Genomic DNA, 23,749 nt, shown 5'->3' on the forward strand with positions numbered 1-23,749 from the left:
ATTTCAACAATATGCGCAATAGCGTTAACGGACGGTAAGGGTGTGAGGCAATTATCCGATCTTCAGTTCTTGCCGCCGTCGATCACAGACAGATGCGCATAGCGGCGTGCCGAGTAGCCAGCAACGGTAGCCGGCATGGGCGCCGTGGGGCTGTCATTCATGGCTGCGGCTATGTCGTCGAGCATGGCGCTGCGGAAGCCTTCGGGGGTTACCGTATCCTTGTCATCGGGCCAGATCAGCCGCAGGCCGGTGATGCGCTGGTCAACGATTGGGTGGATGCCCAGCCAGTAGGGGTTATCGAGCGCCGAAAGCCCGCCCAGCATCCGCGACGTCGTGACGCCGTTGTGGCGCAGGGGAAACAGCGCCAACTCAAAGGAGAGTTTTTCGCCACGCTCGGTGCTGCCTTCAAAGGTCACCAGCGCGACCGCGTGGTCTTCGGTCACGGCCCGCATCAGCGTTTCGAGCGCGTCATGGTCGCGTACCGACCAGAGCGCCGAAAAGGGACGCGATTTGAGCTCGCGGCAATAGGCGGCGCAGATGTGGGAGCCGGCCAACCGGAAGTTGAAATCGAGCCCGTCGTCGGATTCGAGAATGAAGGTGTGAGCCAAGGCGTCGCGAATCCGTGTAGGGTCGATGTCCCGGCGCTCGGGAGTGGAGCGGGCGCCGCGGATTTCGTTCCAGTAGGAGTAGAGCGTTTTCGTTGAGCGCTGTTGCATGCCGGCAGACCTTAACAATACGATGCGGCGACTCGTGATGAGTTCCCGCCAAGACAACGCTACAGTGCCAAATCGGCTGCATAAAAGCGCTCTTAAACAATCATTAAGGTTAATTTCCACCGGCTCGGTGTGGATAAGCCACCGAGCCGTTACAACGCCGCCGCAAGACAAGGGAAAACCCGATGGCCGATACGCCACAACAGCCACAGCGTGAGCCGATCTTCAACGTGCCGCGCGTCATCGCGATCCTGATAGGTGTGATGTGGGTTGTCCATATCGCCGCCGATCTGGCGCTCGATGATTACGGGCTGGGCAATCTGCGAATCTGGTTCGCGTTTATCCCTGACCGGATCACCAACAGCGCCCAGTGGCAGGGCGGGGCGTTGCCGCTGCTGTGGACCGGCTTTACTCACGCGTTTCTGCATGTCGATTACATGCACCTGTTTGTCAACACGGCCTGGCTCATGGTTTTCGGAACACCCGTCGGGCGCCGCTATGGTGCTTCGGGCGTGCTTGCCATCTTTCTGCTCGGGGCGCTTGCGGGAGCCATCGTCCAGTCGATCGCCCTGTTGTTTTCGATCAATCAGTTCGCCATCCTGCTCGGGGCGTCGGGCGGCGTGTCGGCGCTGACCGGGGCCGCCATGCGGTTCATTTTCGAACCCATAGTGGTCGGCAAGGATCCCGAAACCGGCGATCCTGTTGCGCTTGGCCGCCGCACGGCAACCCTTGCGGGTGTGTTTGCCAATCCGCGCAGCCGGACATTCATCATCTTCTGGATGGGACTGAACCTGCTGATCGGTTTTGCGCCCTTCATTCTCGGGGCCAGCGTCGCCATTGCCTGGGAGGCTCATATCGGCGGGTTCGTCGCCGGGCTGCTCTTGCCTTCGGTGCTGGACGGCGTTGCGCGGCGCAATCAGCGCCCGTAAACGTCCTCGGGGTCGAACAGGGGAGCGTCGCCCGTGCCGGCCAGCTTGATCTCGCCATCGGTCATCTCGACCCGACGATAAAAGCAGCTCTTGCGGCCCGTGTGGCATGCGGCGCCGTGCCCTGTCTGGTTCACCACAACGACCAGCGCGTCCTGATCGCAGTCGGTGCGCAGTTCCACGAGCTCCTGGAGTTCGCCCGACGTCTCGCCCTTTTTCCAGAGCTTGCCCCGTGAGCGCGACCAGTAGGTCGCATGGCCCGAGCGCAGGGTTTCGGCAATCGCCTCGGCATTCATATGGGCGACCATAAGCACCTCGTTGGTGCCCGCTTCGATGGTCACGGCGGTGACGAGCCCGTTGGTATCGAATTTCGGCGCGAAGATACCGCCCGATTCGAGTTCGGCTTTGGAAAGGGTCTTGGGATCGGCGAATTGTGTCATGGCGCGGTGTTTAACTGATACCCGCGCTATGGGAAAGGTTCTATCGCCCGGCGCGGATGAGGGCGAAGAAGCGGTCCTGTTCCTGCCGGTCTTCGGCGAAAACGCCAGTGAAGCGGTGGGTCACCGTGGACGAGCCGTGCTTTTTGATGCCGCGCATCGACATGCACATATGCTCGGCCTCGAGCATCACGGCGGCGCCGCGGGGGTTGATGGCCTCGTTGATGGCCTCGATGATCTGGGCGGTAAGGTTTTCCTGGGTCTGCAGCCGCTTGGCGAAAACGTCGGTCACCCGCGCCAGCTTGGAGAGGCCGACCACGCCGTCATGGGGAAGATAGGCGATGTGAGCCTTGCCAACGAAGGGCACCATGTGGTGCTCGCAATGGGAGTGGAACGGGATGTCGCGCACCAGAACGATATCGTCATAGCCGCCGACCTCGGTGAAGGTGGTTTCCAGCACCGCCGCGGCGTCTTCCTCATAGCCTGCGAAAAATTCGCGATAGGAATCGGCGACACGGCGCGGCGTATCGAGCAGTCCTTCGCGGTCGGGATTGTCCCCCGCCCAGGCGATCAGCGTGCGTACTGCGGCCTCGGCCTCTTCGCGGCTCGGGCGTTCGATCACCCGGTCCAGTGCGGTCTGCGCAGGCTTGGGCTTGACGTTCATGTCCATGAAGGGTGTCCCCTTGAAAATCGACGGGCGCATATCTGCCCCTTATACGCCGACAAATTGAGTCTGGACCAATTGCGTTTGCAGCCCGCGACGACGCTCCTTATATAGGCGGGACGTGCCGGTCGACAAGAAAACAGATTGGCAAATTTGAGTGAACAACGGGGTCCAGCGACCCACAATTGGCCCGAAAAATGGAATTTTCCGACCTTTACAGCAATCGGATACTCGAAATCGCCGGCGCGGCGCGCCAGATGCCGCGACTCGAAAATCCCGACGCAACGGCCCGAAAAGTGTCCCGGGTGTGCGGTTCGGTGGTCGAAGTCGACCTCAAACTGGACGATGGACGGGTCGCAGCCTATGGCGCGACCGTCAATGCCTGCGCGCTCGGCCAGACCAGCGCCGCCATCGTCGCCGAGCGGATCGTCGGCTCGACCCCTCGCGAACTCCGGGCCGTCCGCGACCAGATGACCGCCATGCTCAGGGCCGATGGTGTGCCGCCGAACGGCAAATGGGACGATCTGAAATATCTCGAACCGGTCCGCGCCTTTCCGGCTCGCCATGCTTCCACGCTTCTGGTGTTCGACGCGGTGGTCGAGGCGCTCGACAAGGCCGGGGTGTGATGGGCCGGATCTGGGCCATTATCGACTGGCCGTTCAAATGGGGCGCCTATCTGCTCATCCAGGCCTATCGCTACACGCTTTCGGCCCTGGTGGGCCGCAATTGCCGCCACGCGCCGACTTGCTCGGAGTTCACCCGAGACGCTATCTTGAGCCACGGGTTCTGGCCGGGTGGCTGGATGGGGGCAGGGCGGATCTGGCGCTGCCGGCCGGGTGGAACGCATGGCTATGATCCGGTACCCAAGGCGCTGCCGAGCGGCGCGCGCTGGTATTTGCCTTGGCGCTATGGGCGCTGGAGGGGAAAACAGAACGATGAGCACCAACCGCATGCTTGAGGGCTCCTGTCTTTGCGGAGCGGTGACCTATGAGGTCGAAGATGCGTTCCGCTATGCGCTCAATTGCCATTGCACCGATTGCCGCAAGGCGACGGGGGCGGCGTTCAAGCCGATTGCCGGCATCGAGGCGGAAAAACTCTCGATCACTTCGGGCGCCGACACCGTTCTGCGTTATGGCGGCGATGGGCCAGAGGACTCCTACGACATCCACTGCGGGAAATGTGGCTCGCTGCTCTATTCGATCGTCCAGAAGGGCACGCGGGCCAATGTCTCACTCGGCACGCTGACCGATACCCCCTCGATCCGCCCGACAATGCACATTTTCGTTGGCTCGAAGGCTCCATGGTACGAGATTACCGACGATCTCCCCCAATATGAGCGGTTTCCGTAACCCCCCACGGGATCGGACGGGCCACAAAGGGCTGGATTGACCGCCAATTCATGCTAATCAACCCGCCTTGCGTGTGGTCTGCGCGCAATCAACCAATGAATTCATGGAGATTACGATGATTAAGGTGACGTTCCCCGATGGTGCAGTGCGTGATTACGCATTGGGCACCACCGGGACCACCATCGTCGAAGGCATCTCCAAATCGCTGGCCAAAAAGACCGTCGCCATGCGCTGGAACGGGGAATTGGCCGATCTTTCGAGCGAGCTTGACGCCGATGGCCGCATCGAATTCGTCTTGCGTGACGATCCCGCAGCGCTTGAGCTGATCCGCCATGACGCCGCGCATGTTCTTGCCGAAGCCGTGCAGGAGCTCTGGCCCGATACGCAGGTTACGATCGGCCCGGTCATCGAGAACGGGTTCTATTACGATTTCTATCGCGCCGAACCGTTCTCGGAGGACGATCTGCGCGCCATCGAAAAGAAGATGGAAGAAATCGTTGATCGTGGGGCCGAATTTACCCGCGAAGTCTGGGACCGCGATGAAGCCAAGAAGGTGTTCGGAGCCAAGGGCGAGCAGTTCAAGGTCGAACTGATCGACGCCATTCCCGCCGACCAGCAGGTGAAAATCTACAAGCAGGGCCAGTGGTTCGACCTCTGCCGTGGGCCGCACATGCGCACCACCAAGGATGTCGGCAAGGCGTTCAAGCTGACCAAGGTGGCCGGCGCCTATTGGCGTGGGGATTCCAACCGCGAAGTCCTCTCGCGCATTTACGGCACCGCCTGGGCCTCAAAGGACCAGCTCGACGCCCATCTGCACATGATCGAAGAGGCTGAAAAGCGCGATCACCGCAAGATCGGCCAGGAAATGGACCTTTACCATTTCCAGCATGAAGCGCAGGGCTCGGTGTTCTGGCACCCCAAGGGGTTCGTCATGTACAATCAGATGGAGGAATATATCCGCCGCCGTCTGAACGCCTCGGGCTATAAGGAAATCAAGACACCCCAGCTTCTGGACAACAAGCTGTGGGAGAAATCGGGCCACTGGGGCAAGTTCCGCGAGAACATGTTCGTTGTGCCCGACGAAACGCCGTCGACCGAAGGCGATCAGCCGGAAATCTCGGCTGATGCCAACCTTCTGGCTCTCAAGCCCATGAACTGCCCGGCGCATGTTCAGGTCTTCAACCAGGGCATCAAGTCTTACCGCGATCTTCCTTTGCGGCTTGCCGAATTTGGCTGCTGCCATCGCAACGAAGCACATGGCGCTTTGCATGGCTTGATGCGCGTGCGGCAGATGACCCAGGACGATGCGCATATTTTCTGCCGGGTCGATCAAATCCAGGCCGAAACCGAAAAGTTCTGCGCGCTGCTCGATTCCGTTTACGAGGACATGGGCTTTACCGAGGTCAAGATCCTGCTCGCAACGCGGCCTGAAACCCGCGCCGGCGACGACAGCGTCTGGGACCTTGCCGAAAAGAGCCTGGGCGATGCCCTCACGGCCACTGGTCGTGGTTTCGAGATCGCGGAAGGCGAGGGGGCTTTTTATGGTCCCAAGCTCGAATTCCACCTCAAGGACGCCATCGGGCGTTCCTGGCAGTGCGGCACATTGCAGCTCGATTTCGTGATGCCCGAGCGTCTTGAGGCGTCCTATGTGGCCGAGGATGGGTCGCGCCAGCGCCCCGTCATGCTGCACCGGGCGATTTTGGGATCGCTGGAGCGGTTCCTGGGTATGATGATCGAAAGCTATGCCGGTCGCATGCCGCTCTGGCTTGCGCCTGTGCAGGTGGTGGTCGCCACCATCGTTTCCGATGCCGATGATTATGCCAATCAGGTCGTGGCCGATCTGCGCGCGCAAGGCATTCGGGCGGAAGTCGACACCCGCAATGAATCGATCAACTACAAGGTGCGCGAGCACTCTGTAGGCCGGGTGCCTTTCATCTTTGTTGCCGGCCGTCGAGAAGCAGAAGAAAAGACGGTCTCGATCCGCCGGCTGGGGAGTCAGGGTCAGACCGTTACACCGGTCGCTGAGGCGATTGCCGATCTGGTCGGGCAGGTGACCCCACCCGACCTCAAGCGCAAATCCGCCTGATTTTTAAGGGCCGCGCACCGCGCGGCCCTTTTTTGTCCCGGTGTCCCACGCCTTGCTTTACCTCCTCCCTCGCTGCCCCGGCGAACGCCGGGGCCCATGAGCCTTGCCCCACGCTCCAGAGCATGGGTGATGCTGCTGGGTCCCGGATCGGGTCCGGGACAGCGATGGGGGGTGGATACGCGCGAGAAATATTTATCCCCGTGCTTCCGGTCTGCCCCATACTCCCTCTCACGAACCCGCGCATATGGACGCAAGCGCAACGAACGTTTGGGCGGGGTCGGTCCGGGTTCCTTGCGGGTCGCCGCAGGGAAGGCCCAAACGTCACAAGCGCCGGACGGCGTGAACCGGCCGCCTGATCTCGGTTTCGAGGCTGGCGCGATTTTGCTAACGCCGTCGTACCGGGGAAACCCGGAGGGGATTGACCCTAGCCTTCTGAAGGGCGACTAAGCCAAAAACCCCGGATGCGTGGGGCGATGATCGCTTCATATAAAAACTAAATCATGCGGAGCGTTCATCGCCCCATGCCGTTCTGCGATCCGTCCTTCGGCCAATCATGCCGGTGGCACGATTGGAGGTGAGAAGGCCATGAGAGCTACGCTCGAATGGCGATCAGAAGCCGAGGTCATTGGCCGTCGGAGGTTTTGGCGTGCCTTCAATAGACCGTGGTCAATATCTCGATCTCGCGCGGGCTGCCGGCCGTCACCTCGAATTCGCGGTTGTAGACATTCTCGCCCAGCTTGGCCAAAGCCAGATAGTCGCCCTCGGCCAGCACCGTCGCCGGAAAGGCTCCGATGTCGGAAAAGATCGTCTCGCCCTGCGGTGTCTTGATCGTCCATTCAACGTCGGCGATGGCTTCGCCGCCCTCTTCGGAAACCAGCCGCAGCGAGACTTGCGCCGCCTTCTGGTACAGCGTCGCCTCGGTGATCTGTCCCGGTTCCACCCGCAATTCCGAGCGCACCACGGCATTGACCGATCCGAACCGCGAGGTGATCGAATAGATGCCGGCGTTGAGATGGATGAGTTCGTTGGCAGCCACGTTTTCGGCCACGGTCACGCGCCCATTGGGCCCGTTGGAATAGATGTCGAAGCGTAAAAGGTCGCTGGGGATGGGGACGTCCCCGGAGATCATCGCCGAAAGCCGCAATCCTCCGACCTCGAAAACGATGGTATGGGTGTTGGGGCCGGGTTCGACGAACATCGTATCGCTGGCCTGAGCGCGCCCATAGGCCACATGCGTGATGTATTCGCCCGGCGGCAGGCTCAGGCTTGCCGTGGCGTCTTCCGATTTGGCGACCAAAGCCAACTCGCCCGTCTCGTCGGTCCGAGTATCGAAAACGCGCCAGACCAGACCTTCGGGAATAAACGGTCCGTCGTCGGTCAGTCGGGCGGAAAGGGTTACCGGCTGCGGGTCGGTGATGCCGGAAAAGTCGAGCCGGTCGGGGCCGGTACCAGGCTCGACGCCATCGATTGCCGCATCAGGACCGGCTCCGTCCTCCGAATCGCCGGGCTGGGACGTGCCACCGAACTCGACGGGCCGGGGAGGTGGAACCGGGGAGACGAGCGTTTCATCGATTTCCTGACCGAAGGCCGGCATGGCGCCAAACGCCAAAACGAAAAGCAAAAGCAGGGACCGAAGACGCATCAAACCACTCTTTACCAACTACTCCTCGCCAGCGATCACTCTGTTAGGCTTGGATTGGGGAAAAGCTGTGTCATAAGGAAGCGCGATGAGCAAGTTGGGAGCCGATTATCCGTCATGACTGTGAATACCGCCCTGCGCGACTACCTGTTGTCACGCCGTACCGTCACTGCACCGTTTCTGGCCGAGCCGGGACCATCGCCCGAGCAATTGGCGGAGATGCTGGAAATTGCGTGTCGCGTTCCCGATCACGGCAAGCTTGCGCCATGGCGCTTTGTCGTCTTTGAGGGCGATGCCCGTCAGGCTGTGGGTGACCGACTGCACGCCATCGCAAAAGCCAAGTGGCCCGAGCGAACCGACGAGCAGCTTGAATTTGAGCGCAAGCAGTTCCTGCCCGCGCCGATCACCGTCGGTGTCATCTCGACCGCTGCGCCACACGTCAAAATCCCCGAATTCGAACAGTTGCTGGCCGCCGGAAATGTCGCGTTCAACCTTTGTCATGCCGCCAATGCGCTTGGTTTCGGCGCCCATTGGGTCACCCGCTGGTTCGCCTATGATGCCCAGGCTGCCACAATGCTTGGCGCCGGTGAGGGCGAGCGGTTCGTGGCTTTCGTTCACATCGGCACGCCACAGACGCGCCTTGAGGAGCGCGACCGGCCAGACCCCGCGGCGCTGACCACGTATTGGCGTGGTTAACCGAGGGTTAACCACGGTAGGGTTTCATTAACCTCCAAGGATTCTTGAGTCGGATTTCATGGCCTCGCCGATTTCCAATGTGCCGCAACCCATAGCCTATGCCCTCGACCGTGCGGGGGCGCGCAATGGCGTGGATTTCGACTATCTGCTGCAGACGGCAATAAGGGAAAGCAGCCTCAATCCGAGCGCGAAAGCCCAGACGTCTTCGGCGACCGGGCTTTTCCAGTTCATCGAGAGCACGTGGCTCGAAGTGATGAAGTCGGAAGGCCCAAGGCTGGGCTACCAGGATTTTGCCGACCACATCGAGGAACATGAGGGCGAGTTTTTCGTCTCCAACCCTGCAGTGCGCCAACAGATCCTCCAATTGCGCAACGACCCGCAGGTGGCATCCGACATGGCGGCGGCGTTCACCCGGCGCAATGGCGATTATCTCATGGGCAAGTTCGGGCGCATGCCCAGTCCGGGCGAGCTTTATATCGCCCATTTTCTCGGGCCGAGTGGGGCAGAGCGGTTTTTCGAGCTGGGACTGCAAAATCCCAACGCCGACGCTGCGGCCGCCTTTCCGCGCCCCGCCGCCGCCAATCCTTCGATCTTTTACGAAAATGGCCGCCCCCGCAGCGTGCGGGAGGTCTATGAGGCGCTGGTGGCCCGGCACTCGGGCACAGAAAACGCCGCCTTTGCCGCCCAGCAGATGGCCAGCCAGCAACCCTTGCCCTCGAGGGTGGAGATCGACGCCGCGCCGCTGATCCCGCCCGGAGTGTCCTTCACGTCGCTTTTTGCCACCGAAGCGCAATCGTCGGTATCGGCCCCGGTCCAGGCGCCGGATGTTGTGCCGGGCCGCGCGCTGTTCAGCGGGTTCTATTCGGAAGAATAGTCCCCCGGGCCGATCGGGCGTTTATGGTGAACCAAAACTTAAACCTTGCGGGCTAGTTTGAGCCTCAAGAGTGTTTTGGGGATGCGTATGGTCGCCTATCAGCGTTACGTGCAACTTTGCCAGTCGCGGGACAGCGAGCAGCGGGGGCAGGCGGCTCATCTGGCCGCCATGGCGTATCTTGCCCATCGCGGACCGGCGGACGAACAGGCCGCGCTTTATGCCGCGCTGATGAATTTTCTCGACGATCCTTCCGTCAAGGTGCGCGCCGCCCTTGCCTATGGGCTGCTGCATTCCGAAAATGCGCCTCGCCCGATCATGCTTTCGCTGGCACAGGATGCTCCCGTCATTTCCCGCGCCGTGGTTCATTTTTCCCCGGTGCTGCTCGATGCCGATCTCATGGGGATCATCCGCTCGGGCGATCCGGACATGCTCGCCGTCATGACCGCCCGTCCGACACTGAGCCAACGCGTGGCGCTGGCACTTACGCGCCTGGGCGACCCCGATTTGTGCATTCGCGTGCTGGGCCGCACCGAGATCGTGTTGCCCGACGATGATCTCATGCTGTTGGCCGAAAAATGGGGCGAGGACGCAAAAGTGCGCGGGGCCTTGCTCAAGCGGCGTGATCTTCCCGGTATCGCGCGACTGCATCTTGTCGAATGCGTTCGTCAGGCGCTCCTGGGGTTGCGGGTCGTCAAAGGCGCCGTCCAGCCGCGCCGTCTGGATCGCCTGTTGCGCGATGCGTGCGACAACGCAACCACCGCCATCGGCGAACGCGAAGCGGGCAGGGGCGCGCGAGGCTACGTCGCGGCTATGGCCGAGAACGAGAAAATCAACGCCCGGCTGATGCTCCATGCCATGGTGCACGGCCACGTGCTGTTTTTCGCCGATGCGCTTTCCCATCTCTCCGCCACACCGCGGAGCAAGATCTTCACCATTCTCGACAGCGGCAGCCGGGCAGCGCTCCATGCGGTCTTCAGCCGTTGTGGTTTCACACCGGCCGTACGCAATCTTCTGGCCCGTCTGGTCGCTCATGCCCGGCAGGCCGATCTGGCCGACGATGTGGCGGCGCGTCATTACGTGGTGTCGCTTCTGATCGAGGAGTTGATCGTCGAGCATGATGGCGTACTTCCGCCGGCTCTCGAAGAGTCCTTTGCCTATCTCAACGAGCAGAACATCGCGCTCGCCCGCAGCGCGGCGCGGGGCGTGATGCCTGCCTTTGCCGCCGAATCGCCCGACGAGGTCATGGTGCCCGACCTGCGCCAGGAACGGCTGGCGCTCCCGGCGGCCTGATTCCGCCTCAGTACCGAAACTGTTCGATCAGAACCCGCTCATCGAGGCTGTGGCCGGGATCGAACAGCAATGTCGCCGAATGGCGGCGGCTTTCGTGGACCTGCACTTCAACGACACGGTCGAATTGCACGTTGTCGGCAACCGCGCTCACTGGCCGCTTGCCGTTCTCCTGGGTCGTGAAGGTAATGTTGGCGCGATTGGACAGGATCGCCCCGCGCCAGCGCCTTGGACGAAATGGCGAGATTGGCGTCAGCGCCAGAAGTGGCGCTGTAATCGGCAGGATGGGACCGTGGGCCGAAAGATTGTAGGCGGTTGAACCGGCGGGGGTAGCCACGATGATGCCGTCGCAAATCAGTTCCTCGAGCCGGACTTCACCATCGATGGCAATCCGGATCTTGGCGGCCTGATAGGACGAGCGGTAGAGCGAAACTTCATTGAGCGCCAGCGCTTCGGACACCTTGCCATCGGCATCGGTCACCCGCATGGAGAGCGGATGGATGCGGGTGGGGAGAGCTGCCCGCAGCCGAACGTCCAGCGCATCGGGGTTGTAGTCGTTCATCAGGAAGCCGACGGTCCCGAAATTCATCCCATAGACCGGTACATTGCGGTCCATGACCCGGTGCAGCGTTTCGAGCATCAGCCCATCACCGCCAAGGGCAACGACGATCGAGGCGTTTTCGAGCCCGGCGTCGCCGTGGCGCGCTATCAACTCTTCCCGGGCCGCGTTGGCTTCGGGCGTGTCAGAGGAGACAAAGGCAACCTTGCCATCGGTATAGAGCGCCAAGGTATCCTCCGCAGAACCACATTCGCCAAGTCTTGCAGGGCCTTACCACGGCTGGCCGGGTCAGCCAATCGGTTTGGACTGGTCCGCGACCTGCCGGATCGACCAGGCGAGATAGCCGATCGCCGCTCCGATGGCGATCAATTGCAGGCCCACAAATATCGCGATCAGCCATGGAGCCGTCGTTTCGAGGCTGATGATGAGGATGATGGAAAGCAAGACGCCCAGCACGCCGCTAAGCAACACCCAGAGCCAGCCGGTAATCGGACGGATGGTCAGTGCCCAGACGACCTTGGAGAGCCCCTCGATCATGAAGAACACGACGATCAACAGCCCAAAAGCCAGAATCGATTGGCCGGGATTGCGCAGGATGAGGAACCCGATCAGCAGCGCCAGCACCGCCGAAATGAGCTGCAACCAGACATAGGGCGTATGCCGGGCCGGAATCAGGCCGATGCCCTGCAGAACCCCGCTGGCAACCAGTAGCCAGCCGATGGCGCCAATAACCGCCTCGGCCGAGAATATGGGGGAGACAATCGACAGCAACCCGGCGAGCACCAGCAATCCCGCTTGCGCAAGATAGAGCAGAGAGAACCGCCTGACGCCCTCGCGCATCGCCTGGCGATAAAGTTCTGCCGCAGCGTCCATCGAGATGGTCATGATGATCGAGCCTCCGCCTGTTCGGCGCAAGTCTATCTCATTCGTCGCAATAGGGAAATCGGCTGGGAGTGCATGGTGCCGGCAGCAGGACTTGAACCCGCGACCCTCTGATTACAAATCAGATGCTCTACCAACTGAGCTATACCGGCAACGGAGCGGTTGCTAGCACCAGTCCCGTTCCGATGCAAGGATCATGGCGACGTCTGGTTATGAGATTTGTTGCTTTATCCCCGCGCTGGGCGCTACCCGATAAGATCACTTTAGAACAAGGACGCATTTGATCATGGCAAAGCCAAAACTGTTCGAGCCGATCAGGATCGGAGACACCACTCTGGCCAACCGGATCGTCATCGCCCCGATGTGCCAGTATTCGGCACGGGATGGTGAGATGAGCGACTGGCATCTGATCCATCTCGGACAGCTGGCGATGTCAGGCGCAGCGCTTCTGACCATTGAAGCGACGGCAGTCACGCCCGAGGGCCGGATTACCTATGGCGACGTGGGGCTTTACAGCGATGCGACAGAAGCAGCGATGAAGCGGGTGATCGATGGCATTCGACGGTGGTCTGACATGCCCATTTCCATCCAGTTGGCCCATGCCGGCCGCAAAGCAAGTTGCGAGGTGCCTTGGAAGGGCGGCGCGCAACTTCCTCCCGATCATTCCAATGGGTGGCAGACGGAAGCTCCCTCCGCCGTTCCGTTCCTCGACAGTGACAATCCTCCTGTGGCGCTCGATGCGGATGGGCTTGCCCGCGTCCGCAATGCCTTTGCGGACGCGGCGCGGCGCTCAGACCGATTGGGGCTTGATGCCATTCAAATCCACGCAGCGCATGGCTATCTGCTGCACGAATTTCTTTCCCCCATCTCAAACCGGCGTGACGACGAATATGGTGGGTCGCTCGAAAATCGCATGCGCTTCCCGCTTGAGGTCTTCGACGCCATTCGCGCCGCTTTCTCTGCAGACAAGCCTGTCACGGTTCGGGTCTCGGGAACCGATTGGGTCGAGGGCGGCTGGGATGGAGAGCAGACCGTAGATTTTGCAAAGGCGCTTGAAGCCAGGGGATGTTCCGCCATCCATGTTTCGAGCGGCGGCGTCAGCGTGGCCCAGAAAATTCCCATCGGCCCCAATTATCAGGTTCCCCTGGCCCGGCAGGTCAAACAGGCAGTGTCCATGCCGGTTGTTGCCGTTGGGCTGATTACCGAAGCCGAGCAAGCCGAGGCCATTGTTTCGACCGGCGATGCTGACATGATCGCGGTGGCGCGCGCGGTGCTCTACAATCCGCATTGGCCATGGCATGTCGCGGCCGCGCTGGGTGGGCAGGTCAAGGCTCCGCCCCAGTATCTGCGATCCCAGCCGCGCCGGTATCCAAACCTCTTCTTGGCCGACTGATGCTATTCCGCCGATCGGCGTGCCGCCGGCAGCGAAGCACGGTCGGCGAAGGTTCTGTCGATCTCGGTCAGGGTCTTCATCATCAGGCCGCGATAAATCGGCTCGCCGGCGTCGGGTACGAGCTGGATCGGCGGCAGGCCGCGCATCCGGCCCATGAGCGAAGCGGCAGCGCCTTCGGCGATTGCGGTTTCCATAAGGTCATAGGCCGCGGTGTTGGGGCCTAGAAGGATGAGCTTGTCGATTTCGACGATCGAAATCAACCGGCTGATGCCATGTCCTATGGCGCTGCCGGCTGCGGCAAAGGCGCGTTGGGCTGCGCGGTCGCCCTGTCGGGCGCGGGCGAAGATGTGCTGGAAATCGGCCGGAGGGACGGCGCTGGCCGGCGTGGCGTGTTCGGGAACCGAATAGGCGGCACGCAGTACCGCATAATCGGCGGCGTAGGCCTCGATGCAACCGCGCGCGCCGCAGCGGCACAACGCGCCGCCGGGCATGTGGATCATATGGCCGAATTCGGTCGCCAGGCCGGCGCTGGGGCTGGAATCGGTGGGCAGCGTCAGCCCCATACCGATTGTCGATCCGATATAGATCGTTGCGATGCTCGATTTGGCGAGGCCAGGATCGAGCCAGCGCATGCCATCTGCCATCAGGCGGCCGCGCTTGAACAGGCGGACCGCCAGTCCGAGCCGGTTGTTGATCGCCGTGACGATATCATGGCCGCTCAGGTGAGGAATGGGCGACCATGTCAGGCCGTGTCCTTCTCCATCCAGGATCCCCTGTACCGAAATAGACACCCCATGAAGCGTGTTGCCGATATCGGCGTTGCGGCCGATCATGTGGCCTATGCGCTCGATGAACCATGCGGCGGGCGCGACTTCGGAAAAAAGGGTAGGGCCGACTCCGGACTCGACCCGGTCGATAAGCACCCCGCCATAGTCGAGCAGCGACATGCGGCAGCGATTGACGTCCAGCTCGATGAGCAGCACGAAGCCGGCGCCTCGGTTGTGTACAAGTTGAACGGCGGGGCGGCCACGCGATTTCACCCCCGCTTGCGGCTCGGCAAGTTCGGTGATGATCCCATCGCCGACCAGATCTGTGGCGATAGCGGTCAGCGTGGCATTTGAGAGTCCGGTCAGCGTTGCCACCTGCGAACGTGACAACGGTCCGTGTCGACGCAATGCGTCGAGCACAAGCAGCCGGTTCTGTCGCCGGATCATCTCCGTATCCGCAACACCCTGCGCCAAACGGGCCTCCCACTCATGCCGCCGTAGGAACTTCTATGAGGAGCTGCGCGCCGTTGCACGCATTTTTCCATGACGAGCAAATCGAAGTTGACACAGCAATTTACGCGTGCCAATTATTTTTTCGGGTATTGAAAAATATCCCTTGCGGTCGCCTGAGGAGGCATGCCGCTGGAGGCACCATCTTTTACTGTGGTTGGGCGGACGAGGATGTCCGCAGGAGGAAAATCATGAAAACTTTCGCAGCTGCCCTTTTGGGCACGACTGTTCTTTTCGGTCTGGCCGGGGGCGCGCTGGCTCAGGACATCACCGTTGGCGTTTCCTGGTCCAATTTCCAGGAAGAGCGCTGGAAGACCGACGAGGCGGCCATTCAGGCCCAGCTTGACGAAATGGGCGCCAGCTACATTTCCGCCGACGCGCAGTCTTCGGCATCCAAGCAGCTCACCGATATCGAGAGCCTTATCGCTCAGGGCGCTGACGCGCTGATCGTTCTGGCTCAGGATACCGATGCCATCCAGCCGGCAATCGCCGCCGCTGTCGCGGAAGGTATTCCGGTGATCGGCTATGACCGCCTGATCGAAAATTCTGACGCGTTCTACATCACATTCGACAACAAGGGCGTCGGCCGTCTGCAGGCTGAATCAGTCTATGCTGTGCAGCCGACTGGCAACTACGTCTTCATCAAGGGCTCGAGCACCGATCCCAACGCGGACTTCCTGCACGAAGGTCAGCTTGAAGTGCTCCAGGATGCCATTGACGCCGGCGACATCGTCAATGTCGGCGAAGCCTATACCGATGGCTGGCTTCCCGAGAACGCCCAGGCGAACATGGAACAGTTCCTGACCGCCAACAACAACGAAGTCGATGCTGTCGTTGCGTCCAATGACGGTACCGCTGGTGGCGCAATTGCTGCTCTCGCCGCTCAGGGCCTCGACGGCGCCGTGCCGGTTTCGGGCCAGGATGGTGACCATGCAGCCCTTAACCGTATCGCTCTGGGCACCCAGACCGTTTCGGTCTGGAAGGACAGCCGTGAGCTTGGCGCCAAGGCAGCCGAAATCGCGGTTGAACTGGCCGGCGGCGCAGCGCTTTCCGACATCGAAGGATCGGTGATGTTCGATGGTGGCCCGAATGGCGTCGAAATGACTTCGCTGTTCCTTGCTCCTGTCGCCATTACGCAGGACAATCTCGACGTCGTCATCGACGCCGGCTGGGTCAGCAAGGATGTCGTCTGTCAGGGCGTTGCCGCTGGTTCGGTCGCCGCTTGCGATTGATCTGCATCCTTAATCTTTGATCCGCGGTCGCGGCGCTGCTCTGGCGCCGCGACCCGTTCCTTAAGGAACCAGCCCTTTGGGGGGAGAGAATGGCCGATCAGAACGCCATGTCATCAACATCGAACTCATCATCGTCCGGTCTCGTGATGGGCAATCCAATTCAGCGCTTCTTGAGTGCCACCGAAATCGATACCCGTCTTCTGGGCATGCTCGGCGCGCTGTTGCTGATCTGGATCGGCTTCCATTTCATGTCGGGCGGCCTCTTCATGACGCCTCGAAACCTCTGGAACCTCTCTGTCCAGACGGCTTCGATCTCGATCATGGCGACCGGCATGGTTCTGGTCATCGTTACCCGAAACATCGATCTTTCGGTCGGGTCGCTGCTTGGCGTTCTCGCGATGGTCATGGGGGTAACCCAGACCGAATATCTGCCAGCGCTGCTCGGCTTCGGTCACCCGCTGATCTGGGTCATCACGCTCGCCGTAGGCCTTGCGTGCGGCGTCGCGATCGGGGCCTTGCAGGGCTCGATCATCGCGTACCTCAAAGTGCCCGCTTTTATCGTCACGCTCGGCGGCTATCTCGTCTGGCGCGGTGCGGCATGGTGGGTGACATCGGGGAGGACCGTAGCGCCGCTCGATACCAATTTCCGTTTGATGGGTGGCGGTCCGGAAGGCGCGGTTGGCTATTCGGTGAGCTGGATTTTGGCGATCGTTGCCTGCCTGGCCATCGGCGCCTATCTCATCTATGCGCGTCAGCAGCGTCGGCGGTTCAACTTCCCGCAGCGTCCCGTCTGGGCGGAGGGCGTCCTCGCAATACTCGGCTGCGGTTCGGTAATTGGTGCGGTGACGGTATTCAATGCCTATCCCTGGCCGATCCGCATTGCTGAAAACTACGCGAACGCCAACAACATTCCGGTCCCCGAAGGCGGGCTGTTCATTTCGCACGGCATCGCGATTCCGGTGTTGATCGCTATCGGTGCCGGCGTCGTGATGACCTTCATTGCCACGCGCACTCGGTTCGGGCGCTATGTCTTTGCCATGGGCGGTAGCCCGGAGGCGGCCGAACTGGCCGGCATCAACACCCGTTGGGTCACGGTCAAGATCTTCATGCTCATGGGGGCGCTTTGCGCCATTGCCGCATCGATTTCATCGGCTCGCCTCAATGCTGCAACCAATGCCATGGGCACGCTCGATGAGCTTTATGTCATCGCTGCGGCGGTGATCGGCGGTACGTCCCTTTCGGGCGGCGTGGGAACGATCGTCGGCGCCATGATCGGCGCGCTCGTGATGCAATCGCTCCAGTCCGGCATGGTGCTGATGGGGCTCGACAGCCCCCTTCAGTCGATTGTTGTCGGCATCGTCCTGGTGGTCGCGGTCTGGCTCGACACGCTTTATCGCAATCGCGGGCAGTAAGGATTTGAATCGATGAACCAACACGTGACAGCTCCGCTCGTTGAACTCGAAGATATCTCCATTGCGTTCGGGGGCATTCGGGCCGTCGATGGCGCCTCGATCGACCTCTATCCTGGAGAGGTCGTCGGACTGCTCGGGCACAATGGTGCGGGAAAATCGACGCTCATCAAGATTTTGTCCGGCGCCTACAAGCGTGACTCGGGTGACATTCGCATCGATGGGCAGGCCGCAACGATCAACAATCCGCGCGATGCGAAGGGATACGGGATCGAGACGATCTACCAGACCCTCGCGGTGGCCGACAATGTCGACGCGGCTGCCAATCTGTTCCTGGGGCGTGAATTGACTACCGCCATCGGTACGCTCGACGATGTCGCCATGGAACACAAGGCCCGTGAAGTGATGGGGCGGCTCAACCCCAATTTCCGGCGTTTCAAGGAACCGGTCAAAGCCCTCTCGGGTGGTCAGCGCCAGTCGGTGGCCATCGCGCGGGCGATCCTGTTCAATGCCCGCATCCTGATCATGGACGAGCCAACAGCAGCGCTGGGCCCGCAGGAGACGACGCAGGTCGGCGATCTGATCAAGCAGCTCAAGTCCGAAGGTATCGGCATCTTCCTCATCAGCCACGACATCCACGACGTCTTCGATCTCGCTGATCGGGTGTGCGTGATGAAAAACGGCCAGGTTGTTGGGACCGCCAAGACCTCTGAGGTCACCAAGGATGAGGTGCTGGGCATGATCATTCTGGGAAAATGCCCACCCGCCGCCACGCCGGGGCCGGGGGCGATGAAAGAATAAAAGAGCGGGCGCTTCGGCGCCCGTTATTGTTTTCAGTCGTTGCTCTTGGCATTGAGCCTGTGCCACTTTCCTTGTGAAGCAGAATCGAGGAAGCAGGCAATGAAGACGCAGGCGGCAGTTGCATTTGAAGCGGGTAAGCCGCTGGAAATCGTCGAGTTGGACCTTGAGGGCCCCAAGGCTGGCGAAGTGCTCGTCGAGATCAAGGCAACCGGCATCTGCCATACGGACGATTTCACGCTTTCGGGCGCCGATCCCGAGGGGCTTTTCCCGTCCGTTTTGGGTCATGAAGGCGCCGGTGTCGTGGTTGAAGTCGGTGCAGGCGTGACGTCTGTGAAACCCGGCGATCACGTCATCCCGCTTTATACGCCCGAATGCCGCGAGTGTCCGTCCTGCCTGTCGCGCAAGACCAATCTGTGCACCGCCATCCGCGCCACGCAGGGGCAGGGGCTGATGCCTGACGGTACCTCCCGGTTTTCCTACAAGGGCAAGCCGGTGTTCCATTACATGGGCTGCTCGACATTCTCGAACTATACCGTCATGCCCGAGATCGCGCTGGCCAAGATCGATTCCAGCGCCCCGTTCGACAAGGTCTGCTACGTGGGATGTGGCGTCACCACCGGGGTCGGCGCAGTGCTCAATACCGCTAAGGTCGAGCAGGGGGCGACGGCGGTGGTGTTCGGGCTCGGCGGGATCGGGCTCAATGTCATTCAGGGCCTGCGCATGGCGGGCGCGGACATGATCATCGGCGTCGATCTCAACAATGACAAGAAGAGCTGGGGTGAGCGCTTCGGGATGACCCACTTCGTCAACCCGCGAGAGATCGACGGCGATATCGTCAGCCACCTGGTTGCCATGACCAGGCGCGGTGCCGACCAGATCGGTGGTGCCGACTACACCTTCGATTGCACGGGCAATGTAACCGTCATGCGTCAGGCGCTGGAGGCGAGTCACCGCGGCTGGGGTAAGTCGGTCATTATCGGTGTTGCCGGTGCGGGGCAGGAAATCTCCACACGCCCCTTCCAGCTTGTCACGGGCCGCACTTGGATGGGCACGGCATTTGGCGGGGCAAGAGGGCGCACGGACGTTCCGAAAATCGTCGACTGGTACATGAGCGGCAAGATCGAAATCGACCCGATGATCACCCATACGTTGCGGCTTGAAGATATCAATGAGGGGTTTGAGCTGATGCATTCGGGCGAATCCATCCGCTCGGTGGTCCTCTACTAATCGTGCCCGAAATTTACGTCGATGCCGATGCCTGCCCGGTAAAGGCGGAAGCCGCTCGCGTCGCTGAGCGGCACGGCCTTGTTCTGACGTTGGTTGCCAATTTCGGGTTGCGGCCCTCGCGCGATCCCATGGTCAGGCATATCATGGTGCCTCAGGGCGCCGACGCGGCCGACGATTGGATCGTCGAGCACGCCGGGCCTGGCGATATTGTCATCACCTCCGACATTCCGCTGGCGTCCCGTGCTCTCGAAAAGGGTGCCCACGTGCTGGGGCCGACCGGAAAGGCCTTCACGACGGCCTCAATCGGCATGGCGCTGGCCATGCGCGAACTCAACCAGCACCTGCGCGAAACCGGCGAAAGCAAGGGTTACAACCGCGAATTTACCGCTCGCGACAAGTCCAACTTTCTCCAGGCGCTCGACGAGCTTGCGGTTCGCCTGAAGCGTGAGAACTCCGCCAAGTAACTGTTTGTTAAGTATAAAATATGGTGATTTGAACACGTTGTTAACCATGATGCGCGCAGCTTGGGCGCCGAACGAAGCAGTTCGGCCGGGTGGTTGTTGTGGTGCGTACAGCGTGTCTATTGGGGGTGGTCGCGGCGCTATTGGCAGGGTGTGCCAAGCCGCCCGAAATGCAGCCGGACCTCATGGCCGGCGCCAGCATTGACACGATGAGCACCGGCTCGATCAATCCTATCGCCATGAGCTTGAGAACCGCTTATCAGCCAATGCCTGCAATACCTTCAGCGTTATTTGGAAAGCTTGCCGGTCGAACCGTGACGGTTTCGGAGTCCGGGCCCTTGGGATTGCAGCCGGGCGAAATCGTCCTGACCTTCGACGACGGCCCTCGGGCCGGAACGACGGACTCTATCCTCGACACGCTCGATCAATTCGGGGTCAAAGCGACCTTCCTCATGTTGGGTTCGGCGGCTGAGCGCTATCCCTCGATGGTGCGGGAAGTGGCCGCTCGCGGCCACACGATCGGTACTCACACCTACGATCACGTCGATCTTTCGACATTGAGCAATCATGAGGCAATTGCGGAAATCTATGCGGGCCAGCAGGCCGTCGCGGCGGCGCTAGCGCCCGACAGTATCGCGCCGTCACGGTTCTTCCGGTTTCCCTATCTGGCGCAAAACGGGGTGATCCGCACCAGCGCTGTCGAGAGCCGCTTTATCGTTCTCGACGTGGATATCGATTCCAAGGATTACTACGCCGAGACCCCACAACAGGTGCTCGAACGCACCCTTGCACGGCTCGATGAGCACGGGTCGGGGGTCGTGCTTTTCCACGATATCCATCTGCGGACAGTCGCGATGCTGCCTGAATTTCTGAAGGCGTTGCGCGAGCGCGGCTATCAGGTCGTTACCCTGAGGTCATCGGGGGGCGGGGTGTTCGATGGTCCGGTCATAACGGCCGATGCATCGAGCACTGGTTCGGAAATCTAGCCCGCTGTCGCGGCGAACAGGGCGATTGCGGCGGCATTGGAGACGTTGAGCGATTTGATCGGTCCCGGCATGTCGAGCCGGACCATTTCGTCACACAGCGATCGGGTCTTCTGGCGCAAGCCTTTCCCCTCAGCGCCCAGGACAATAGCCAGCTTGCCGCCGGCAGGGCGGGGGCGTAGCAGTCCGGGCGCTTCGGAATCAAATCCGAGACACACAAGGCCGTTGCTCTTGAGGGTTTCGAGCGCATCACCGAGATTTCTCACCGACACCAGCGGAATGAGATCGAGAGCGCCGGAGGCCGACTTGGCCAGTACACCGGTTTCGCGCGGTGCATAGCGCGCCGTGGTGATGACGGCATCGGCTCCAAAGGCACAGGCCGTGCGCAGGATTGCCCCCACATTGTGCGGATCGGTGACCTGATCGAGGACGATCACAAGGTCGAGCTTTTCGACATCGCTGAGCCCGAACCGGTCGATCGGGTCGACCTCCAGCGCAACGCCCTGATGCACCGCCTCTGCGCCGAGCAGTTTGTCGAGATCGCGGGGCGTAGTCTCCTCGACGAGCATCTGAGGCAGCGGAGCGCCCTCTGTCAGCCTGTTGAGGCCGTTCTGCGTCGCCAGAAGCCGCCGCTTCGTGCGGCGCGGGTTGTCGAGCGCCGCGCGGACGGTGTGCAGGCCATAGAGAAAGACCGGCCCATCATCGGGCAGAATCGGCGGGCGCTTTTTCGGCGGGAACTTGTTCTTGCTCATGCGCATTGGCGTATCGCTTTGCCGCGAACTCGGCAAGCGGCAAGCGCATCGGTGAAACATATGAAATTTCCTTGCGATGGCAGTTGACAGGACAGGTCACTACCACCATAAACCGGCCCGTGATGGTGTTCGGAAACGGGTGCTATCGCAAATGCTTCGCTTCGCCGATGTAACGATTGGGGAGGGGTGGGAGAGTGGTTAAATCCATCAGACTGTAAATCTGACCGCTTAGCGTACGCTGGTTCGAATCCAGCCCCCTCCACCAAAATCGTGCTTGCCCACAAGGCATGAACCGGACAGAGTGGCGAGACACCCTCGGGCGGGTGTAGCTCAATGGTAGAGCAGAAGCCTTCCAAGCTTACGACGAGGGTTCGATTCCCTTCACCCGCTCCATTCACACCAAAATTCCAGAGACGTTCCCCGGTCCGATTTGGTTGCCGAGAGGCGGACTTCGCCTGATTTTGCAGCCAGCCATGAGGTGTGGTGCCTCGCCTGAACTGGCCGAAATCCCGAAAAGCGTAGCTACTACAACCGGTTAAAGAAGCCTTCGCCGCGCCATCCAGCAAAAACAAACCGGCTTGCGTGTTTGTTTGTTGATTGCTAGCCTTCTCCCAGTCGGACAGAGGGGTTTGGACGACAATGCTGGAAGTACGGAACATGACCGTCCGGTTTGGCGGCTTCAAGGCTGTTGATGACCTGGATCTGGACGTTGATGCAGGCAAACTCACCGCGTTGATCGGCCCAAACGGGGCCGGCAAGACCACGTTCTTTAACGCTGTCTCGGGCCTGATCAGGCCCAATGAGGGGTGTGTTCGTCTTAACGGACACGACATCACGGGAGCCAGGCCGTATCAGATTACTGCGGCCGGAATGCTGCGGAGCTTCCAGATAGCGCGCGGGTTTCCGCGACTGACGGTCTTTGAGCATCTGATGCTCTACGATCAGCATAACCCCGGTGAAAACATCGTCACCGCGCTTTTCGGCGGATGGCGCAAGCGCGAGGGCGAGACCGCCGAGCGGGCTCTGGGTGTCGCGCGCCGTCTCGAGATCGATCATGTCCTCGACAATCGCGTGACCGAAATTTCCGGCGGCCAGAAGAAGCTGCTCGAAATCGGGCGCGGTTTGATGGCCGAGCCGGATCTTCTCCTGCTCGACGAGCCGGTTGCCGGCGTCAATCCCACCCTGGCCGAACAAATCGGCGACAGGTTGCGGGATCTCGTTGCGGGCGGGCTGACCATCCTGCTCATCGAGCACGACATGGCTCTGGTTGGTCGCATCGCCGACCATGTCATCGTCATGGCCGAAGGCAAGCAACTGGCCACCGGACGCTTTGAAGAGGTGCGCAACGACACCAATGTGCAGAACGCCTATCTGGGGGGAGGGGGCATCGACCATGCTGTCGGTCAGTAACCTGGTTGGCGGCTATGGCGCCGCCGATGAGATCGTCAAAGGGGTCAGCTTCAACGCGGTTCGCGGTGAAGTGCTCACCATCATCGGCCCGAACGGGGCCGGAAAATCCACAGCGCTCAAGCTGGTGGCCGGTTTGCTCGTCACCAAATCGGGTTCGGTCACCCTCGATGGCAATGCTCTGACGACGCTCGATCCGCAGAGCCGTGCACGTCATGGCATGGTCTTTGTGCCTCAAGAGCACAATGTGTTCGGCGCTCTTTCGGTCGCAGAGAACCTCTCAAGGCAGGAAAAGGAGCGGTCTGAAGACATATTTGCCCGCTTTCCAGCTCTCAAGGAACGCCGCCGGAATGCTGCTGCGTCGCTTTCGGGTGGACAGCGCCAGACCCTCGCCATGGCCATAGCGATGATGGCATCGCCGCGCGTGCTCTTGCTCGACGAGCCCACCGCGGCGCTTTCGCCGGTGGCTGCAGCAGAAATTTTCAAGGTCGTTCGATCTGTCGCCGACGAGGGAATCGCGGTGCTGATGGTCGAGCAAAATGCGCTCGCCGCCCTCGCCATGTCCGATAAGGCGTGCGTGTTGGTGGACGGACGCGTGGTGCTGGAAGGCAAGGCTGATGAACTGGGAAGGGACCCGGAAGTTCGCCAGGCCTTTTTGGGTGGCAGAGGCTGATCGAAAGGCGATCGGTCGTTCA

General features: G+C 61.0%; 25 protein-coding genes and 3 tRNA genes. 19 read left to right on the forward strand and 9 right to left on the reverse strand.

Annotation, left to right across the window (positions count from 1 at the left end; all coding sequences use genetic code 11):
* Nucleotides 1-62: 62 nt before the first annotated feature.
* Entirely contained in the window at nt 63-716 is a 654-nt protein-coding gene (locus OF122_RS08810; protein WP_264227399.1) for a PAS domain-containing protein, read from the reverse strand.
* Between the two features lie 182 nt (nt 717-898).
* Here OF122_RS08810 and OF122_RS08815 point away from each other — a divergent pair, with 182 nt between their 5' ends.
* The gene (locus OF122_RS08815) at nt 899-1,642 is read left to right on the forward strand and encodes a rhomboid family intramembrane serine protease (protein ID WP_264227400.1); all 744 of its coding nucleotides are present in this window, start codon (nt 899-901) and stop codon (nt 1,640-1,642) included.
* On the opposite strand, the gene hisI is transcribed toward OF122_RS08815, so the two are convergent.
* On the reverse strand, nt 1,630-2,079 hold the full coding sequence (gene hisI / locus OF122_RS08820; RefSeq protein ID WP_264227401.1) for a phosphoribosyl-AMP cyclohydrolase: 450 nt from the start codon (nt 2,077-2,079) through the stop codon (nt 1,630-1,632). The genes OF122_RS08815 and hisI overlap by 13 nt on opposite strands.
* Before the next feature lie 40 nt (nt 2,080-2,119).
* The gene (folE, locus tag OF122_RS08825) at nt 2,120-2,746 is read right to left on the reverse strand and encodes a GTP cyclohydrolase I FolE (RefSeq protein WP_264227636.1); all 627 of its coding nucleotides are present in this window, start codon (nt 2,744-2,746) and stop codon (nt 2,120-2,122) included.
* 191 nt (nt 2,747-2,937) lie between these two features.
* Between folE and OF122_RS08830 the strand changes: the two genes are divergently transcribed.
* The 4 genes from OF122_RS08830 to thrS all read left to right on the forward strand — a co-directional run bounded on the left by OF122_RS08830 (nt 2,938) and on the right by thrS (nt 6,175).
* A complete protein-coding gene (locus OF122_RS08830; RefSeq protein WP_264227402.1) occupies nt 2,938-3,366 on the forward strand; it encodes an iron-sulfur cluster assembly scaffold protein in 429 nt (142 codons plus the stop codon).
* Entirely contained in the window at nt 3,366-3,698 is a 333-nt protein-coding gene (gene yidD, locus OF122_RS08835) for a membrane protein insertion efficiency factor YidD (RefSeq protein WP_264227403.1), read from the forward strand. Before OF122_RS08830 ends, yidD begins: the two co-directional genes overlap by 1 nt.
* Entirely contained in the window at nt 3,676-4,089 is a 414-nt protein-coding gene (locus tag OF122_RS08840) for a GFA family protein (RefSeq protein ID WP_264227404.1), read from the forward strand. The genes yidD and OF122_RS08840 overlap by 23 nt, the downstream gene beginning before the upstream one ends.
* Before the next feature lie 115 nt (nt 4,090-4,204).
* Nucleotides 4,205-6,175 (forward strand): threonine--tRNA ligase, encoded by a 1,971-nt coding sequence (thrS, locus tag OF122_RS08845; protein ID WP_264227405.1) that lies wholly within the window; start codon nt 4,205-4,207, stop codon nt 6,173-6,175.
* Nucleotides 6,176-6,827: 652 nt separating this feature from the next.
* Here the strand turns inward: thrS and OF122_RS08850 are convergent.
* Nucleotides 6,828-7,817, reverse strand: coding sequence for a hypothetical protein (locus OF122_RS08850; RefSeq protein ID WP_264227406.1), 990 nt, complete (start codon nt 7,815-7,817; stop codon nt 6,828-6,830).
* Nucleotides 7,818-7,931: 114 nt separating this feature from the next.
* On the opposite strand from OF122_RS08850, the gene OF122_RS08855 reads away from it, so the two are divergent.
* The 3 genes from OF122_RS08855 (at nt 7,932) to OF122_RS08865 (ending at nt 10,674) form a co-directional block, all read left to right on the forward strand.
* Nucleotides 7,932-8,510 (forward strand): nitroreductase family protein, encoded by a 579-nt coding sequence (locus OF122_RS08855; protein WP_264227407.1) that lies wholly within the window; start codon nt 7,932-7,934, stop codon nt 8,508-8,510.
* Nucleotides 8,511-8,568: 58 nt separating this feature from the next.
* Nucleotides 8,569-9,384 (forward strand): transglycosylase SLT domain-containing protein, encoded by an 816-nt coding sequence (locus OF122_RS08860; protein WP_264227408.1) that lies wholly within the window; start codon nt 8,569-8,571, stop codon nt 9,382-9,384.
* Between the two features lie 87 nt (nt 9,385-9,471).
* Nucleotides 9,472-10,674, forward strand: a complete 1,203-nt coding sequence (locus tag OF122_RS08865) for a DUF2336 domain-containing protein (protein ID WP_264227409.1) — start codon at nt 9,472-9,474, stop codon at nt 10,672-10,674.
* Nucleotides 10,675-10,681: 7 nt separating this feature from the next.
* Here the strand turns inward: OF122_RS08865 and OF122_RS08870 are convergent, their stop codons facing one another.
* From OF122_RS08870 to OF122_RS08880, 3 genes are all read right to left on the reverse strand, one after another.
* Nucleotides 10,682-11,458 (reverse strand): NAD kinase, encoded by a 777-nt coding sequence (locus tag OF122_RS08870; RefSeq protein ID WP_264227410.1) that lies wholly within the window; start codon nt 11,456-11,458, stop codon nt 10,682-10,684.
* Nucleotides 11,459-11,518: 60 nt separating this feature from the next.
* Nucleotides 11,519-12,115 (reverse strand): HdeD family acid-resistance protein, encoded by a 597-nt coding sequence (locus OF122_RS08875; protein WP_264227411.1) that lies wholly within the window; start codon nt 12,113-12,115, stop codon nt 11,519-11,521.
* A gap of 73 nt (nt 12,116-12,188) precedes the next feature.
* Nucleotides 12,189-12,264: transfer RNA gene (locus OF122_RS08880), tRNA-Thr, on the reverse strand.
* Between the two features lie 134 nt (nt 12,265-12,398).
* Here OF122_RS08880 and OF122_RS08885 point away from each other — a divergent pair.
* Nucleotides 12,399-13,505 carry an NADH:flavin oxidoreductase/NADH oxidase gene (locus OF122_RS08885; protein ID WP_264227412.1) on the forward strand — a complete coding sequence of 369 codons (1,107 nt, stop codon included), beginning with the start codon at nt 12,399-12,401 and terminating at the stop codon, nt 13,503-13,505.
* A 2-nt stretch (nt 13,506-13,507) separates the two neighbouring features.
* Here OF122_RS08885 and OF122_RS08890 read toward each other — a convergent pair whose 3' ends face one another.
* Nucleotides 13,508-14,719, reverse strand: a complete 1,212-nt coding sequence (locus OF122_RS08890) for an ROK family transcriptional regulator (protein WP_264227413.1) — start codon at nt 14,717-14,719, stop codon at nt 13,508-13,510.
* A 254-nt stretch (nt 14,720-14,973) separates the two neighbouring features.
* On the opposite strand from OF122_RS08890, the gene xylF reads away from it, so the two are divergent.
* The 6 genes from xylF to OF122_RS08920 all read left to right on the forward strand — a co-directional run bounded on the left by xylF (nt 14,974) and on the right by OF122_RS08920 (nt 20,898).
* Nucleotides 14,974-16,014: a D-xylose ABC transporter substrate-binding protein gene (gene xylF / locus OF122_RS08895; RefSeq protein WP_264227414.1), complete on the forward strand. Its 1,041-nt coding sequence runs from the start codon at nt 14,974-14,976 to the stop codon at nt 16,012-16,014.
* Nucleotides 16,015-16,121: 107 nt separating this feature from the next.
* Nucleotides 16,122-17,426 carry a sugar ABC transporter permease gene (locus OF122_RS08900; RefSeq protein ID WP_408636333.1) on the forward strand — a complete coding sequence of 435 codons (1,305 nt, stop codon included), beginning with the start codon at nt 16,122-16,124 and terminating at the stop codon, nt 17,424-17,426.
* A 12-nt stretch (nt 17,427-17,438) separates the two neighbouring features.
* Nucleotides 17,439-18,224, forward strand: coding sequence for an ATP-binding cassette domain-containing protein (locus tag OF122_RS08905; protein WP_264227416.1), 786 nt, complete (start codon nt 17,439-17,441; stop codon nt 18,222-18,224).
* A 99-nt stretch (nt 18,225-18,323) separates the two neighbouring features.
* On the forward strand, nt 18,324-19,451 hold the full coding sequence (locus tag OF122_RS08910) for an S-(hydroxymethyl)glutathione dehydrogenase/class III alcohol dehydrogenase (RefSeq protein ID WP_264227417.1): 1,128 nt from the start codon (nt 18,324-18,326) through the stop codon (nt 19,449-19,451).
* Between the two features lie 2 nt (nt 19,452-19,453).
* Nucleotides 19,454-19,915, forward strand: a complete 462-nt coding sequence (locus OF122_RS08915; protein ID WP_264227418.1) for a YaiI/YqxD family protein — start codon at nt 19,454-19,456, stop codon at nt 19,913-19,915.
* 98 nt (nt 19,916-20,013) lie between these two features.
* On the forward strand, nt 20,014-20,898 hold the full coding sequence (locus OF122_RS08920) for a polysaccharide deacetylase family protein (protein ID WP_264227419.1): 885 nt from the start codon (nt 20,014-20,016) through the stop codon (nt 20,896-20,898).
* Here the strand turns inward: OF122_RS08920 and rlmB are convergent.
* A complete protein-coding gene (gene rlmB / locus OF122_RS08925; RefSeq protein WP_264227420.1) occupies nt 20,895-21,647 on the reverse strand; it encodes a 23S rRNA (guanosine(2251)-2'-O)-methyltransferase RlmB in 753 nt (250 codons plus the stop codon). The two genes, OF122_RS08920 and rlmB, sit on opposite strands and share 4 nt — an antisense overlap.
* A 180-nt stretch (nt 21,648-21,827) precedes the next feature.
* On the opposite strand from rlmB, the gene OF122_RS08930 reads away from it, so the two are divergent.
* From OF122_RS08930 to OF122_RS08945, 4 genes are all read left to right on the forward strand, one after another.
* A tRNA-Tyr gene (locus tag OF122_RS08930) sits at nt 21,828-21,912 on the forward strand.
* A 54-nt stretch (nt 21,913-21,966) separates the two neighbouring features.
* A tRNA-Gly gene (locus OF122_RS08935) sits at nt 21,967-22,040 on the forward strand.
* Between the two features lie 264 nt (nt 22,041-22,304).
* Nucleotides 22,305-23,057 (forward strand): ABC transporter ATP-binding protein, encoded by a 753-nt coding sequence (locus tag OF122_RS08940; protein ID WP_264227421.1) that lies wholly within the window; start codon nt 22,305-22,307, stop codon nt 23,055-23,057.
* A complete protein-coding gene (locus tag OF122_RS08945) occupies nt 23,041-23,727 on the forward strand; it encodes an ABC transporter ATP-binding protein (protein ID WP_264227422.1) in 687 nt (228 codons plus the stop codon). The genes OF122_RS08940 and OF122_RS08945 overlap by 17 nt, the downstream gene beginning before the upstream one ends.
* The last annotated feature ends 22 nt before the right edge of the window (nt 23,728-23,749 follow it).

Origin of the sequence: Pelagibacterium flavum (assembly GCF_025854335.1) — a bacterium.
Lineage (GTDB): Bacteria > Pseudomonadota > Alphaproteobacteria > Rhizobiales > Devosiaceae > Pelagibacterium > Pelagibacterium flavum.

Bases quoted from the DNA above. Each gene is read 5' to 3' on its own strand.
- OF122_RS08810 (WP_264227399.1), bottom strand. From the start codon at position 716: ATGCAACAGCGCTCAACGAAAACGCTCTACTCCTACTGGAACGAAATC.
- OF122_RS08815 (WP_264227400.1), top strand. From the start codon at position 899: ATGGCCGATACGCCACAACAGCCACAGCGTGAGCCGATCTTCAACGTG.
- hisI (WP_264227401.1), bottom strand. From the start codon at position 2,079: ATGACACAATTCGCCGATCCCAAGACCCTTTCCAAAGCCGAACTCGAA.
- folE (WP_264227636.1), bottom strand. From the start codon at position 2,746: ATGGACATGAACGTCAAGCCCAAGCCTGCGCAGACCGCACTGGACCGG.
- OF122_RS08830 (WP_264227402.1), top strand. From the start codon at position 2,938: ATGGAATTTTCCGACCTTTACAGCAATCGGATACTCGAAATCGCCGGC.
- yidD (WP_264227403.1), top strand. From the start codon at position 3,366: ATGGGCCGGATCTGGGCCATTATCGACTGGCCGTTCAAATGGGGCGCC.
- OF122_RS08840 (WP_264227404.1), top strand. From the start codon at position 3,676: ATGAGCACCAACCGCATGCTTGAGGGCTCCTGTCTTTGCGGAGCGGTG.
- thrS (WP_264227405.1), top strand. From the start codon at position 4,205: ATGATTAAGGTGACGTTCCCCGATGGTGCAGTGCGTGATTACGCATTG.
- OF122_RS08850 (WP_264227406.1), bottom strand. From the start codon at position 7,817: ATGCGTCTTCGGTCCCTGCTTTTGCTTTTCGTTTTGGCGTTTGGCGCC.
- OF122_RS08855 (WP_264227407.1), top strand. From the start codon at position 7,932: ATGACTGTGAATACCGCCCTGCGCGACTACCTGTTGTCACGCCGTACC.
- OF122_RS08860 (WP_264227408.1), top strand. From the start codon at position 8,569: ATGGCCTCGCCGATTTCCAATGTGCCGCAACCCATAGCCTATGCCCTC.
- OF122_RS08865 (WP_264227409.1), top strand. From the start codon at position 9,472: ATGGTCGCCTATCAGCGTTACGTGCAACTTTGCCAGTCGCGGGACAGC.
- OF122_RS08875 (WP_264227411.1), bottom strand. From the start codon at position 12,115: ATGACCATCTCGATGGACGCTGCGGCAGAACTTTATCGCCAGGCGATG.
- OF122_RS08885 (WP_264227412.1), top strand. From the start codon at position 12,399: ATGGCAAAGCCAAAACTGTTCGAGCCGATCAGGATCGGAGACACCACT.
- OF122_RS08890 (WP_264227413.1), bottom strand. From the start codon at position 14,719: ATGATCCGGCGACAGAACCGGCTGCTTGTGCTCGACGCATTGCGTCGA.
- xylF (WP_264227414.1), top strand. From the start codon at position 14,974: ATGAAAACTTTCGCAGCTGCCCTTTTGGGCACGACTGTTCTTTTCGGT.
- OF122_RS08900 (WP_408636333.1), top strand. From the start codon at position 16,122: ATGTCATCAACATCGAACTCATCATCGTCCGGTCTCGTGATGGGCAAT.
- OF122_RS08905 (WP_264227416.1), top strand. From the start codon at position 17,439: ATGAACCAACACGTGACAGCTCCGCTCGTTGAACTCGAAGATATCTCC.
- OF122_RS08910 (WP_264227417.1), top strand. From the start codon at position 18,324: ATGAAGACGCAGGCGGCAGTTGCATTTGAAGCGGGTAAGCCGCTGGAA.
- rlmB (WP_264227420.1), bottom strand. From the start codon at position 21,647: ATGAGCAAGAACAAGTTCCCGCCGAAAAAGCGCCCGCCGATTCTGCCC.
- OF122_RS08940 (WP_264227421.1), top strand. From the start codon at position 22,305: ATGACCGTCCGGTTTGGCGGCTTCAAGGCTGTTGATGACCTGGATCTG.
- OF122_RS08945 (WP_264227422.1), top strand. From the start codon at position 23,041: ATGCTGTCGGTCAGTAACCTGGTTGGCGGCTATGGCGCCGCCGATGAG.